Source organism: Neobacillus sp. B4I6 (assembly GCF_050434045.1).
In the GTDB taxonomy this organism is placed as follows: domain Bacteria; phylum Bacillota; class Bacilli; order Bacillales; family Cytobacillaceae; genus Neobacillus.
On the sequence record NZ_JBNPWB010000002.1, the window covers coordinates 5244071 to 5257279 of the forward strand.

A 13209-nucleotide genomic window follows, 5' to 3' on the forward strand; every position below is an offset into this window, starting at 1 on the left:
AAATGATTTATAGCTGTGAGGAACATGTGGAGATTGCCTTAGATGATATTGTGGACCAATATCAAACATATCCAGTATTATCACAAATACCTGTGGATAAGTCATCAACAGGCTGTGAATATTGTGAAAAACAAGCTGTATATATGGTGGCGAACAAATGATTCCATACAAGATGTGGATAAAAATTGTGAATATGTGGATAACCTCTGTGGATATCTTGTTTGTAAGCTGTTTGTAATCAAGTTGAAAAGGGTTGTGGATTGTGAATATCTCGATTGTTACGGTTGGTAAATTGAAAGAGAAATATTTAAAACAGGGTATTGAGGAGTATTTAAAACGACTGACTGCCTATGCAAAAGTTGATGTCATTGAAGTTGCCGATGAAAAAGCACCTGAAATATTAAGTGAGTTGGAAATGGTGCAAGTAAAGCAAAAAGAAGGCGAAAGAATTTTAGCAAAGATTAGCCAGGATACATATGTAATTGCCTTAGCGATTCAGGGAAAATTAAGCTCATCCGAGGAACTTGCTGATTCACTAGACAAGCTAGCTACCTATGGAAAAAGTAAGATTGCCTTTGTGATCGGCGGGTCATTGGGCTTAAGTGAGGAAGTCATAAAAAGATCGAATGAGCAGCTTTCTTTTTCGCGGATGACCTTCCCCCACCAATTGATGAGGCTCATACTCGTTGAGCAGATATATAGAGCGTTTCGGATTAATCGGGGGGAACCTTACCATAAATAGAGGCAGTTTTACATTTCAAATTATTTGCATAGAATTCTATCACTTCTAACACCCAATTATAGTGCTTGATTACGTTTCTTTTCTTGATACAACAAAAAAAGGGGCTGTCACAATAATGTTTTGTGGCAGCCCTAGAAAACCCGAGAGATTTTTGTAGAAGGGAGAAACTATTATTTTTTGTCTATAAATTATCCATAAAAACCTCTATCATTGTTAGTTCTATTGTAATCCGTAAGGCTGCAAACCTTCCTTTTTGACCTCAATACGCCAGACTTCATTTTTCGATGACTCTGTTACATAAAGGTATCCATTATGAAAAGTCAGATTGGTGGTAAAAGTCCCCTCATCCTTAGGCAGGCGAATGGTACCGTATTTAAATCCACTTGCATCAAGTACGACAATTTCACCAGCCTGGAAATGGGCTACATAAAGATTGCCCTCCGTATCGACGGCTAAACCATCTGGACCGATTCCGCCTTCAAATTGGCCGAAGACAAACGGCGTTTCACGCGCGTCTTTAGCATTCTTTGAAGGTACAGAGATAATTCGGTTTGTTGCGAACTCAGAGATATAAATACGTTGACCGTCTGCTGAAACCGCAATCCCATTTGGATAAGCAATCCCTTCTTGAAAGAGTACTGGTTCTTTACTATTCGGAGGCAAGTAGAAGACACGTCCTGTTGGTTTCGTTGCACTTGAACCCATTGGCTCTGTGAAGTAAAGTCCTCCATCTTGGTCAAACACGAGGTCATTTAGTCCTTTTAAAGGGCTGCCATTGTAAGAATCAACAATGGTCGTGCGATCTCCAGTAGTAGGGTCATAGGCATAGAGTGTTCCAGTAACATCCGTGATAAAAAGGCGTCCATCCTTGTGAAACTTTGCCCCTACAGGGAGGAGCCCTGCATATTTTTCTATGATTGAAAGCTTATTGTCTTCGACCTTAATAATTTCGCCTGTAGGCGGACTAACCATCCAAATATTTCCGCTACGGTCGAAATTAATGCCCTCCATAAATCCGCTTCCGGCAGCTACCTTTTCCCATTTACTACTAGGATGGACAATTTCTGAAATGGAATGTCTTTCCCCTTTTGGCACTGGTTTTGTTACATATAACGACTTTGCTCCAACGACTGTAACAGTAATAAGGGAGAGTATGATTAATACGGTTAGTGCTAATGCCCTTTTTTTCATTTTATACATTCCTCCTTGTTAACCTATAAAGGTTAAACTTTTATTTATTCATCTCTCAGTTTGCTTACACAGGGAGCCTGTATATCGTTTTAACTTATCACAATATTGCGAATATAAACAATATAAATAAATATCTGAAATTATTAAAAAATAAGTAAGTTTTTCTTCTATTTAATTAATGTGTATTTTGTTAGACTAAGAGTTTTAGATTGTACTACTGGATGGAATTGTATATTGCTTTGTTGTTGGATAATTCCTAATTAACCGCAGGTATAAATGGTGCGGTGAACCGTACCATAAATAGAGGCGGTTTTTTACAGTTGTAAAACCATTGTAAATACAGGATGGCACCTACGTAAATAAACGATGACCGAAAATAAGCAAGCTGGCAGGGATTCAAACCCAATCGTTTGAATCCCTTTTTAAATTCTATTAATCTCTTTTTGTTTATACTTTCTCTTCACGCCTGCGTCTGCTTCACTACCAGGTCCTAAACCAATGAGGCCAATTGCATGTTGTATACATCAGACATCCTGTTATAAAGCTTGGGATTGTTGAGTAAGAATTTATTTTGGTTAGCATTTGACTGTTAATTTTCCGTTAAAGTGCTTATATCAAAAAAAGGCAAAAATAAAATTCAAAAGATACTAGTATACTAGTATATGGATGTGTTAATATCTCTATGTAGACCTTTTGAATGGGCTTACATTTAATAATTAAAAGGAGTGATAAACTAAAATATACAAAATTAATATTTTTTTATAATTAAAAGTAAACGGTTGCATTTGAGCCAAAAACATAATAAGGGGGTTAAAGTATGTTTTCAAAAGGAAAAACTGTTGTATTAGTAATGCTTTTCTTGGCAGGCGTGGTGAACTACCTAGACAGATCTGCTCTCTCTATAGCGGCACCTTTTATTACCGAAGATTTACATTTATCACCGACACAATTGGGAATCGTCTTTAGTAGCTTCTCTGTTGGGTATGCCATTTTCAACTTTATTGGCGGAATGGCGTCTGATAAATACGGGGCAAAACTTACTTTGTTCGTAGCCATGGTTGTTTGGTCTCTATTCAGCGGTGCGATTGCGCTAGTATTCAGCCTTGCCAGCTTGATTGTTATTCGGGTACTTTTTGGAATGGGCGAAGGCCCGTTATCGGCAACTATCAATAAAATGATAAACAACTGGTTCCCTTCAGATAAACGGGCCACTGCGATTGGGCTTGCTAATAGCGGTACACCACTAGGGGGAGCGATCGCCGGTCCTATCGTTGGGATAATTGCCTTGAATTATGGCTGGAAAATCTCTTTCGTCCTCATTATGATTATTGGAATAGTTTGGGCAGCATGCTGGTGGATTTTTATTAAAGATAAACCTGCTGGGGAAAGTAACGAAAATAATGGCTCTGCAAAGCCAGGTCAAAATCAGTCAGGTGAAAAAATACCTTTGACTTACTATTTAAAACAAAAAACGGTGTTATTTACTGCTTTTGCGTTCTTTGCGTATAACTATATTCTATTTTTCTTCTTAACTTGGTTCCCAAGTTACTTAACCGATGCACGCGGCCTAAGTATTAAAGAAATGAGTGTCGTAACCGTTATTCCTTGGGTGTTGGGTTTCATTGGTTTAGCTTCAGGCGGTATGGTTTCTGATTTTGTGTATAAAAAAGTAGGAAAAGCATTATTTGCTCGTAAAGTAGTATTGGTATCTTGTCTGTTTACATCTGCAGTTTGTATTGGGATTGCCGGTCTTGTTACTACCACAGTGGCTGCTGTAAGTTTAGTAGCATTATCAGTTTTCTTCTTATATTTGACAGGTGCGATTTATTGGGCGATCGTCCAAGACGTTGTCGACCAAAAGAACGTGGGATCTGTTGGAGGATTCATGCACTTTTTGGCTAATACCGCTGGAATCATTGGTCCTACATTAACTGGTTTCCTTGTGGAGAAATCCGGCACCTACACCGCCGCATTTTTATTAGCCGGAGGGTTAGCGGTTTTTGCTTCGTTGTCAGTAATTAAGTTTGTTAAACCTATTACTAAAAAATATAAGGCTGAGTTGACAGAGAAAGCGATGTAATAGCGTGTTAGATAACTTGTATGCTAGTATACAAATATAGTATTATCAAGCTATTCCAAATGAATCAAATTTTATGCCCTATCTTGTATACTAGTATACTCAATTTTTATCTCTATCCTTGTATACTAGTATTTAAAAGAAAAAGGGTATTGAGGAGTATGAATTAATGAAAGCGATACAAGTGGTTAAACCAGGGCATCTTGAAATAATTGAAAAAGAAATGCCACAGATTCAGCATGAAAATGAGGTTCTGATTCAAGTGAAGATGGCTGGTATCTGTGGTTCAGATGTCCATATCTATCATGGAACCTCACCAGTCGCTACCTATCCGCGAGTAATCGGACATGAAGTCACTGGCCAAGTAGTAAAGACTGGTGAAGACGTTACCTCCCTTAAGGTAGATGATCATGTTGTCATCGAACCGATTCTCACTTGTGGAGAATGCTATGCGTGCCGATCTGGACGGCAAAATGTCTGTCAAAATTTAAAGGTTTTTGGAGTCCACATTGATGGTGGTTATCAGGAGTATGTAGTTGTCCCTGAAAAAATGGCTCACAAAGTTGACCCAACATTAGATTGGAAAGAATCGGTTTTAGTGGAACCCTTTACAATTGGGGCACAAGCCAATTGGCGGGGGGATGTCAGGCAGGGAGATGTTGTGTTTATCATGGGCGCCGGCCCGATTGGGATTTGTGCCTTGCAGGTTGCAAAGTATAGAGGGGCAACATGTATTATTTCAGATTTAAGTGAAGAAAAGCTGTCCTATGCCCAAAGCCTTGGTGCCGATTTTACGATCAATCCGTTGAAAGAAGATATTTTTCAAAAAGTAAATGAATTAACCGAGGGAATGGGAGCGAATGTTGTCATCGATGCCGTATGTACAACAAAAACATTCGAACAAGCTGTCCAACTTGCATCGGTTGCTGGAAGAATTGTTGTATTAGGATTTAGTGAAGAAAAGTCAGGGATTCCGCAGCTGGAGATTACAAAAAAAGAACTGACAGTCAGTGGATCCAGATTGCAAACGAATCAGTTTCCAGAAGTAATCGATCTTTTTAATAATAGAAAAATAGATATAAATAGCTTTGTAACGCATACGTTTCCTTTCGAGCAAGTGAAAGAAGCGATCCAATTAATTGAAACAAATCCAAATGCAGTAAGAAAGGTTCATTTAGATTTTTCACGATAAAATTAGAAGGAGTGGATATCGATGCAAATGACATGGAGATGGTATGGTGAAGGGAACGACTCGATTACACTTGACCATATTCGGCAAATTCCGGGTGTAATGGGAGCCGTTTGGTCTCTGCATGATAAGGTTGCAGGGGAAGAATGGGAAATGGAAAGAATTCAAGAAGTTGCGGACCAAATTCGGAGTAAAGGATTCAGCCCGGCTGTAGTAGAAAGCGTAAACATTCATGATGATATCAAAATCGGATTGCCTACCAGGGATAAGTATATCGATATTTATATCGATACCATTAAAAAGCTTTCTAAAGTCGGAGTTAAAGTGATTTGCTATAATTTTATGCCGGTTTTTGACTGGACAAGAACGGATCTATATAAGGAGTTACCTGACGGTTCCAATGCCCTGTTTTATGAAAAAGCTGCGATTACCGATGATCCAAAAGATATGGTTAAAAAAATCCTCGAGGGTGCCGGTAATTTTACCTTGCCTGGCTGGGAACCGGAGCGTTTAGCCAAGCTGGATGACTTGTTTAAAGCCTATGAGCGTGTGACAGAAGACATTCTTTTCGACAACTTGAAATACTTCCTAGAACGAGTGATCCCTGTATGTGAAGAATATGATGTGAAAATGGCGATCCACCCGGATGATCCAGCTTGGCCGATTTTCGGATTGCCGCGTATTATTCGCAATCGAGATTATATCAGAAGATTCCTTAATCTTGTAGATAGTCCATACAATGGGTTAACCTTCTGCACAGGCTCATTGGGATCTAATACAGAGAACGATTTACCTGCCATGATTCGCGAATTCCATGATCGAATTCACTTTGCACATATCCGAAATGTGAAAGTGTTTGAAAATGGCGATTTTATTGAAGTCTCTCACCGCGGGCAGGATGGAAGCGTCGATGTCGCTGAAGTCATCAAAGCGTACCATGAAAATGGATTTACAGGTTATGTTCGTCCGGACCACGGTCGTCACCTTTGGGGCGAAGAGAAACACTGCAGACCTGGTTATGGGCTGTATGACAGAGCGCTTGGAATCATGTACATGCTGGGTGTTTGGGACAGCCTGGAAAAAGAGAAAGGAAGAGAGCTAAGTGCTACAGTTAAAGAGAAGCAGTATAGTAAATGAAGCTGAAGCATGGAAAGAAATCGGAGTCGAACTTCCGCAATTTGATTTTAACCAGGTTGCCAAAAATACGATAGAAAAGCCGCAGTGGGTCCACTTTGGTGCCGGAAATATTTTTAGGGGCTTTGTTGCCAATGCTCATCAAAAACTGTTAAACAAAGGACAAGCCGAGACCGGAATTATCGCAGTGAAAACGTATGATTTTGAAATGATCGACCGATTAAATAAGCCGTATGATAACCTGACCCTGCTTGTGACCATGAAAGCAAACGGCTCTTTTGAGAAGACCGTCATTAACAGCATTGTCGACACTATTGCAGCTGATTTTAACAGGAAAGATGAATTTAAGCGACTTGTCGGGATTTTTGAAAATCCAAGTCTGCAGATGGCCAGCTTTACGATTACGGAAAAAGGCTATACCTTGACGAATCCATCCGGAGAGTTCATAGGCATGGTTGAGAAAGATTTTGAAACTGGATTGGATAACCCGGTCCATGCCATGAGCATTGTAACATCGCTTGTCTACCGCAGATATTTGAAAGGCCAATATCCGATGACTTTCGTCAGTATGGATAACTGTTCACATAATGGCGACAAGCTCAAAGCTGCCGTCTTAACGATCGCAAAGGAATGGTTCCAAAGGGGATATGTGGAGGAAGGCTTTATTGCTTATCTCGAGGATGAAGGCAAGATCACCTTCCCTTTCACCATGATTGATAAAATTACGCCAAGGCCATCTGAAAAGGTGAAAGAAGCTCTTCTTGACCAAGGGATTATCGGCATGGACATCATAGTCACACCGAAAAATACGTATACGGCGCCTTTCGTCAATGCAGAAGTAAGTGAATATCTTGTCATAGAAGACAAATTCACGAATGGCCGTCCAGCCATGGAGCAGGCGGGAATTATTTTTACAGACAGGGAAACGGTGAACAAAATTGAAACGATGAAGGTAACCACTTGCCTGAATCCGCTTCATACAGCATTGGCTGTTTCCGGCTGCCTGCTTGGCTATACTTTGATTGCAGATGAAATGAAAGACGAAACACTGAGAAAATTTGTAGAAATGATCGGTTATCAAGAAGGATTGAAGGTAGTGGTCAACCCTGAAATTATCAGCCCGAAAGCCTTCCTGGATGAAGTTTTGAACGAACGCTTTTCCAACCCTTATATCCCGGATACGCCGCAGCGCATCGCGTGCGACACATCCCTAAAAGTAGGAATCCGCTTCGGTGAAACTTTGAAGTCCTATGTAGAAAGTGAGGACCTGAATCCGGCCGATTTGAAAGCTATCCCGCTTGCAATTGCAACGTGGTGCCGCTATCTCCTCGGTATTGATGATGAAGGAAAGCCCTTTACTCTAAGTCCTGACCCACAGCTTGAGACCCTGAAAGCGGCTCTTCGGGGTGTTGCTTTGGGTGACCGAACATCTAACATAAATTTAATTCTGTCCAATGAAGCTATCTTTGGAGTTAATTTGTATGAGATAGGGTTGGGCGAAAAGATTGAGTCCATGTTTTATGACATGCTTGCAGGTACCGGTGCCGTCCGCCGTACTTTGGAGAGGTATTGTCTTTCAGATAAGAAAAAAATCACGGTTGGTTAGGAGCGGATGGGCTATGAGAAGTTTCTCATGCCCATTTCCTATTATTAATATCTGCCGTTGGAAAAGGAATAAATTAAAGGTGGGGAAAATAATGAAAAAGCTAAACGTATTATCGAGAATATCCGAATGTGGGGTAGTAGCTGTTGTAAGAGCAGATTCCAAGGAAGAAGCCATTAAAATATCAGAAGCATGTGTAGAAGGCGGCATTCAAGGGATTGAGGTTACCTTCACTGTACAAGGTGCTGATGAAGTAATCAAAGAATTAGTTTCTATTTATGGTGAAAATCATGATGTCGTCATTGGAGCCGGAACGGTTCTTGATGCAACGACAGCAAGGATCGCGATTCTTGCCGGTGCACAGTTTGTCGTTAGTCCGGCATTTGATGCAGATACAGCAAAACTATGTAATCTCTATCAAATACCGTATATGCCGGGCTGCATGACTATTACCGAAATGAAGCATGCGTTAGAAGCTGGGGTCGATATTGTTAAGCTATTTCCTGGAAATGCATTCGGTCCTGACTTTGTCACAGCTGTAAAAGCTCCTCTTCCACATGTGAACATTATGCCGACTGGCGGAGTCAACCTAGATAATGTGGATAGATGGATAAAAAATGGCTGTGTGGCTGTCGGTGTGGGTGGAAATTTAGTGGCACCAGCCAAACAAGGGAATTATGACAAAATTACTGAAAATGCAAAGCAATATGTCCAAAAAGTACAAGAAGCAAGAGGGAACTACTGATGAAAAAAATAGTTACACTTGGAGAAATTATGCTTCGCCTTTCCGTAGATAACGGTAAACGGCTTTTTCAAGCTGAACAGCTTAGGATGCATTATGGCGGTGCAGAAGCAAATGTAGCCGTTTCACTTTCAAACTTTGGACATGACGTCTATTTTGTTAGTAAAGTACCGGAAAATCCATTGGGAATAGCTGTTGAGAAACAATTGAAATCTTACGATGTCCATACTGACTATCTGATTAAAGGCGGGGAACGGTTAGGTTCCTACTATCTGGAAACTGGAGTAGGACAAAGAAATTCCCAAGTGACGTATGACAGGAAGTACTCCAGTTTTTCGATGCTTAGACCAGATGAAATCGATTTTGATGAAGTTTTTTCAGGGGCTGTACTCTTTCATGTTACCGGAATTACCCCGGCACTATCCCCAGGCTTAAAGGAACTTACGTTGCTTGCGCTTAAAAAAGCGAAGGAAAAAGGGGTACTTACCAGCTTTGATTTTAATTACCGGGCAAAACTTTGGAGCCAGCGAGAAGCAGCAGATACGTTTAAAACATTACTTCCATTTGTTGAGATATGCTCCTTCGGCGAATTGGATGCCGTTTATATTCTCGGCCTAGATCAAGCTGATCATTCCTTGTCCAAAGAGGATAAGTTGAAATATTATTATTCAAAAATGATCGAATTGTATCCAAACATTCGGTCGATCAGTTCAACGTTCCGAACTATTATTTCTGCTTCAACCAATACGCTGCAAGGAAACTATTTCACTGGCGGGGAGTTATACCAATCAAAGATCTTCCAGATTGATCACATCGTTGATCGGGTAGGCGGCGGTGATGCTTTTGCAGCAGGTATTTTACATGGAATTCTAGAAAATGTCCCTCCCCAGGAACTTGTTTCGTTTGCAACCGCAGCATCTGTCTTAAAGCATTCAGTACATGGTGATTGCAATGTATTTTCAGTAGATGAGGTTGCTGCTTTTGCAAACAATGGTCCAGGGAAAATTGTCCGCTAAAAGTTGAAATCAATTGATCGAGGGACTATCGAAATGCCTATTTCACCGCTTTTGGTGGAGTAGGTTATTTATTTATGTTATCCAATGCGTCAATTAAATAGTTTACTATCGCATTAAATGCAAAATCATTTATTAGGTAAGAGTTCTGTTGTTCTGTTGACTTCAGTAACTTGCAGAAGTAAAATTTTGTATAAAAGAATACTAAATAACAAAAGAATAAGGGGTTTCATATTGAGTCTTAAAAGTATCACCACAAATGACAGAAAAACACTTGGAAAAAAAGCCTATACTAAAATCCGGGAAGAAATTATTACGTTAAACTTTAGGCCTGGGCAAATGTTATCGGAAAGTGAACTGGCTGCTACTTTAGGAGTAAGTCGTACGCCTGTTCGCGAAGCCTTTTTAATGCTTCTGCAAGAAGAATTACTTGAAATAATTCCACAGCGAGGTGCACGAGTTGCTTTAATATCAGTAAAGAAAGTGGAAGAAGCCAGGTTTGTAAGAGAAAGTTTGGAAATAAGTGCTTTCAAATCAGTAGCCAGAAACTGGAATTCCGATGATTTACGTCAAAAAGGTATTGAAGCAAAAGCGATTGAATTAATTAAAAAACAACAAAAAGCCGCTTTAAAGGGAGAAAGTATAGAATTCCTGCAGTTGGATGAGATATTTCATCAACTTTTTTTAGAACTAGTTGAAAACCAAACATTAATTTCTGTTGTGTCACAAATGAGAGGTCATTTGAATCGGATGCGATACTTAGAGTTAAAGACACCAAACCATATGGAAAATGTGGTAAGTCAACATCAAAGTATTCTTAAAGCCGTTTTTTCCAATAACGAGGAGGAAACAGAGAAATTATTGCAGTACCATTTTAGCCATAAAAAAGACGAATTACCAGAAGTAATAGAAATGCATTCTGACTATTTTACTTCTTAACTAGACCTCATAGGGTACCTAATCATTTAACGAAAAAATCGACAGGGCTGCACCTGTCGATTTTTTCGTTAAATGTTATACTGTTATTTTTACGGATTTCGTGTTAGTGCTGGGATACTTAATGGGACGAACAAAACGGATTACAGATAAGGAAGCAAAGATTGCCAATCCGCCTGCAAGTAAAAACGCAGATGTAAATGAACCAGATCTATCAACAAGGTATCCAGTTAAAGCCGGTCCTATAATTCCAGCTGTGTTCGCTAAAAAGTGCATAAATCCACCTACAGATCCAACACTGCTTTGCTCAACAACATCCTGGACAATTGCCCAGTATATTGCACCTGTCAAATATAGGAAGAATACTGAAAACGCGACCAATGTTACCGCACTGACTGTTGTTGTTACAAGACCAGCCCCTCCGATACAAACAGCTGAAATAAATAGACAAGTTACAAGTACAACTTTTCTTGAGAACAATACACCTTTATTTGTAAATTTTTTGAAAACAAAATCTGAAACAAATCCGCCAGAGGCTAGTCCGATAAATCCGACAATCCATGGAATCATGGTTATAACACTCATTTCCTTAACATCCATGTGACGAGCATCTACCAAATAACTTGGAAACCAAGTTAAGAAGAAGAATAAAATGTAGTTATAGGAAAAGAATGCAAATGCTGTGAATAATACTGTTTTCTGTTTCAAATAAAAGGTTAATGGACGTTTTTCCTGTGGAACCTTGTTGTTTTTTACAACAGTTGACTTTTCCGCAGATGCAGCAGGTTTTTCTTTAACAAATTTCCACCAAAATATTGCCCAAACAAGACCTAAAACCATAATAAAAAGAAAGGATATCTTCCAGCTGAATGTAATGGCGATAAAGCCTACAATTGGTCCTGAAATGGCTCCACCAAGAGGTGTGCCACTATTCGTTAAACCAACAGCAGACGCACGTTGGTCAGCTGGGAACCAGTTATTGACCATTTTACTGATTGTTGCCGAAAGCGGGCCCTCACCCATTCCAAATAAAACACGAATGACAATTAAACTTGTAAATCCAACGGCTAGTGCAATTGCACCGCTAAATAATGACCAAACGATCATCGCAACAAACAAAGTAAGTTTCGCACCGTATTTATCAGAGGCCATTCCGCCAATAAAGTTGAAAATGGCATATCCAACAGAAAAACTACTAAAAATGATTCCCATTTGTGTTGCTGATAATGATAAATCTTCCTTAATAAATGGAGCACCAATGGACAATGCAGAACGGTCTAAATAATTGATTACACCAGCTATGAATAATAAGATCATTACAGGTAGTTTATCTTTTGTGAACATTTTTGATAACATTTATTTACCCCCCTAAAATTTTGTCAGCGCTTTCTTATAATATCTAAATCATCCCAATTGTTCTTTTAAATGACTTTCTAATTTCCTTGATCATGTGCAAATGATTCTTTAAGGGAATCATTTGCACCCCCATATCACTTTTTACACTTCGACAATCGCCTTAATTACCTTGGCCTCTGGGGTTAACCACTCTTCAAATTGATTGATCATTTCATCAAAGCTTGCACGATGTGTAATATACGATTCGATATCAACTCCACCACTTCGAACGGCATTCACTACATATTCAAAATCTTTCCGAGTAGCATTGCGGCTTCCCATTAAGGTAAGTTCTTTTTTATGGAAATCAGGGTCATCGAACAAAATATTACCCTTAGTTAAACCAACATAGATTAATTTCCCGCCATGTGCAGGATAGTTGAATGCATCGGTCATGGATTTAATATTTCCTGTCGCATCAAATACAACAGTAGGCATTTCTCCCTTTGTGATCTCCATCAAATTCTCCACCGGGTTATCCAAAGCGTTCACAGTATAATCCACACGGGCCCATTCACGGCAAAACGCTAGACGTTCTTCGTTTACATCCATTGCGATCACTTTTGCCCCTTCATGCTTAGCAAAAGCCATGACACCTAAACCAATAGGACCTGCACCGATTACTAAAACGAACGCTCCCTGCTTGAGTTCAGAACGTCTAATGGCATGTGCTCCAATACTTAAAGGTTCTATCATCGCAGACTGGTCCAGTGTCAGCCCTTCTGTTTTGACTAAATGATTGTAAGGGACTGTGATCCATTCACTCATTCCGCCTTCAATGTGGACACCCAAGACTTTCATATCTGTACAGCAATTCGTTTTTCCATTTCTGCAGGCAATACATTCACCACATTCCATGTACGGAATGACTGATACTTGATCCCCTGCCTTTAAGCCAGCAGGGTTTTCATCGATCGATTCAATTTCACCAGAAAGTTCATGACCGAGTGTACGGGGATAGCTGAAAAAAGGCTGGTTTCCTCTGTACGCATGGTAATCAGTTCCGCAAATACCAATGCGGCGGATGCGGACTAAAGCTTCTCCCGTTTTAAGCTCTGGCCGTTCAACTTCAACCATTTTAAATTGATTCGGTTGTTCACAAACAATACTTTTCATTTGGAATGACACTCCTTTAACTTTTCAGATAATTCAAACCTATCATACTTCCCAATTTTGGAAATTTATTT

12 protein-coding genes are annotated in these 13209 nt (G+C 39.7%); 9 read left to right on the forward strand and 3 right to left on the reverse strand.

The window, feature by feature from the left end:
• Positions 1-2: 2 nt before the first annotated feature.
• On the forward strand, positions 3-161 hold the full coding sequence (locus QF028_RS28165; protein WP_214997474.1) for a CxxH/CxxC protein: 159 nt from the start codon (positions 3-5) through the stop codon (positions 159-161).
• Between the two features lie 101 nt (positions 162-262).
• The gene (gene rlmH, locus QF028_RS28170; RefSeq protein ID WP_214997475.1) at positions 263-742 is read left to right on the forward strand and encodes a 23S rRNA (pseudouridine(1915)-N(3))-methyltransferase RlmH; all 480 of its coding nucleotides are present in this window, start codon (positions 263-265) and stop codon (positions 740-742) included.
• A 219-nt stretch (positions 743-961) separates the two neighbouring features.
• Here the strand turns inward: rlmH and QF028_RS28175 are convergent, their stop codons facing one another.
• Entirely contained in the window at positions 962-1933 is a 972-nt protein-coding gene (locus QF028_RS28175; RefSeq protein ID WP_429470679.1) for an SMP-30/gluconolactonase/LRE family protein, read from the reverse strand.
• 817 nt (positions 1934-2750) lie between these two features.
• Between QF028_RS28175 and QF028_RS28180 the strand changes: the two genes are divergently transcribed.
• The 7 genes from QF028_RS28180 (at position 2751) to QF028_RS28210 (ending at position 10630) form a co-directional block, all read left to right on the forward strand.
• A complete protein-coding gene (locus tag QF028_RS28180; RefSeq protein WP_410886959.1) occupies positions 2751-4013 on the forward strand; it encodes an MFS transporter in 1263 nt (420 codons plus the stop codon).
• Between the two features lie 166 nt (positions 4014-4179).
• Positions 4180-5202, forward strand: a complete 1023-nt coding sequence (locus QF028_RS28185) for a zinc-binding alcohol dehydrogenase family protein (RefSeq protein ID WP_429470682.1) — start codon at positions 4180-4182, stop codon at positions 5200-5202.
• 21 nt (positions 5203-5223) lie between these two features.
• Positions 5224-6336, forward strand: coding sequence for a mannonate dehydratase (gene uxuA, locus QF028_RS28190; protein ID WP_429470684.1), 1113 nt, complete (start codon positions 5224-5226; stop codon positions 6334-6336).
• Positions 6302-7939 (forward strand): mannitol dehydrogenase family protein, encoded by a 1638-nt coding sequence (locus QF028_RS28195; RefSeq protein WP_429470686.1) that lies wholly within the window; start codon positions 6302-6304, stop codon positions 7937-7939. Before uxuA ends, QF028_RS28195 begins: the two co-directional genes overlap by 35 nt.
• A 91-nt stretch (positions 7940-8030) precedes the next feature.
• Positions 8031-8681, forward strand: coding sequence for a bifunctional 4-hydroxy-2-oxoglutarate aldolase/2-dehydro-3-deoxy-phosphogluconate aldolase (locus QF028_RS28200; protein WP_429470688.1), 651 nt, complete (start codon positions 8031-8033; stop codon positions 8679-8681).
• Complete coding sequence (locus tag QF028_RS28205) at positions 8681-9694, forward strand: PfkB family carbohydrate kinase (RefSeq protein WP_429470690.1); 1014 nt, start codon at positions 8681-8683, stop codon at positions 9692-9694. Before QF028_RS28200 ends, QF028_RS28205 begins: the two co-directional genes overlap by 1 nt.
• A 186-nt stretch (positions 9695-9880) precedes the next feature.
• Positions 9881-10630 (forward strand): GntR family transcriptional regulator, encoded by a 750-nt coding sequence (locus QF028_RS28210; protein WP_429470692.1) that lies wholly within the window; start codon positions 9881-9883, stop codon positions 10628-10630.
• A gap of 75 nt (positions 10631-10705) precedes the next feature.
• Here the strand turns inward: QF028_RS28210 and QF028_RS28215 are convergent, their stop codons facing one another.
• Together QF028_RS28215 and QF028_RS28220 are read right to left on the reverse strand one after the other, a co-directional pair.
• Complete coding sequence (locus tag QF028_RS28215; protein ID WP_429472577.1) at positions 10706-11971, reverse strand: MFS transporter; 1266 nt, start codon at positions 11969-11971, stop codon at positions 10706-10708.
• Positions 11972-12124: 153 nt separating this feature from the next.
• Entirely contained in the window at positions 12125-13138 is a 1014-nt protein-coding gene (locus tag QF028_RS28220; protein ID WP_429470694.1) for a zinc-binding alcohol dehydrogenase family protein, read from the reverse strand.
• Positions 13139-13209: the final 71 nt, after the last annotated feature.

What these genes read in the sequence shown, in the direction of transcription:
- QF028_RS28165 (WP_214997474.1), top strand. Translation starts at nt 3, where the DNA reads ATGATTTATAGCTGTGAGGAACATGTGGAGATTGCCTTAGATGATATT.
- QF028_RS28175 (WP_429470679.1), bottom strand. Translation starts at nt 1,933, where the DNA reads ATGAAAAAAAGGGCATTAGCACTAACCGTATTAATCATACTCTCCCTT.
- QF028_RS28180 (WP_410886959.1), top strand. Translation starts at nt 2,751, where the DNA reads ATGTTTTCAAAAGGAAAAACTGTTGTATTAGTAATGCTTTTCTTGGCA.
- QF028_RS28185 (WP_429470682.1), top strand. Translation starts at nt 4,180, where the DNA reads ATGAAAGCGATACAAGTGGTTAAACCAGGGCATCTTGAAATAATTGAA.
- uxuA (WP_429470684.1), top strand. Translation starts at nt 5,224, where the DNA reads ATGCAAATGACATGGAGATGGTATGGTGAAGGGAACGACTCGATTACA.
- QF028_RS28200 (WP_429470688.1), top strand. Translation starts at nt 8,031, where the DNA reads ATGAAAAAGCTAAACGTATTATCGAGAATATCCGAATGTGGGGTAGTA.
- QF028_RS28205 (WP_429470690.1), top strand. Translation starts at nt 8,681, where the DNA reads ATGAAAAAAATAGTTACACTTGGAGAAATTATGCTTCGCCTTTCCGTA.
- QF028_RS28215 (WP_429472577.1), bottom strand. Translation starts at nt 11,971, where the DNA reads ATGTTCACAAAAGATAAACTACCTGTAATGATCTTATTATTCATAGCT.
- QF028_RS28220 (WP_429470694.1), bottom strand. Translation starts at nt 13,138, where the DNA reads ATGAAAAGTATTGTTTGTGAACAACCGAATCAATTTAAAATGGTTGAA.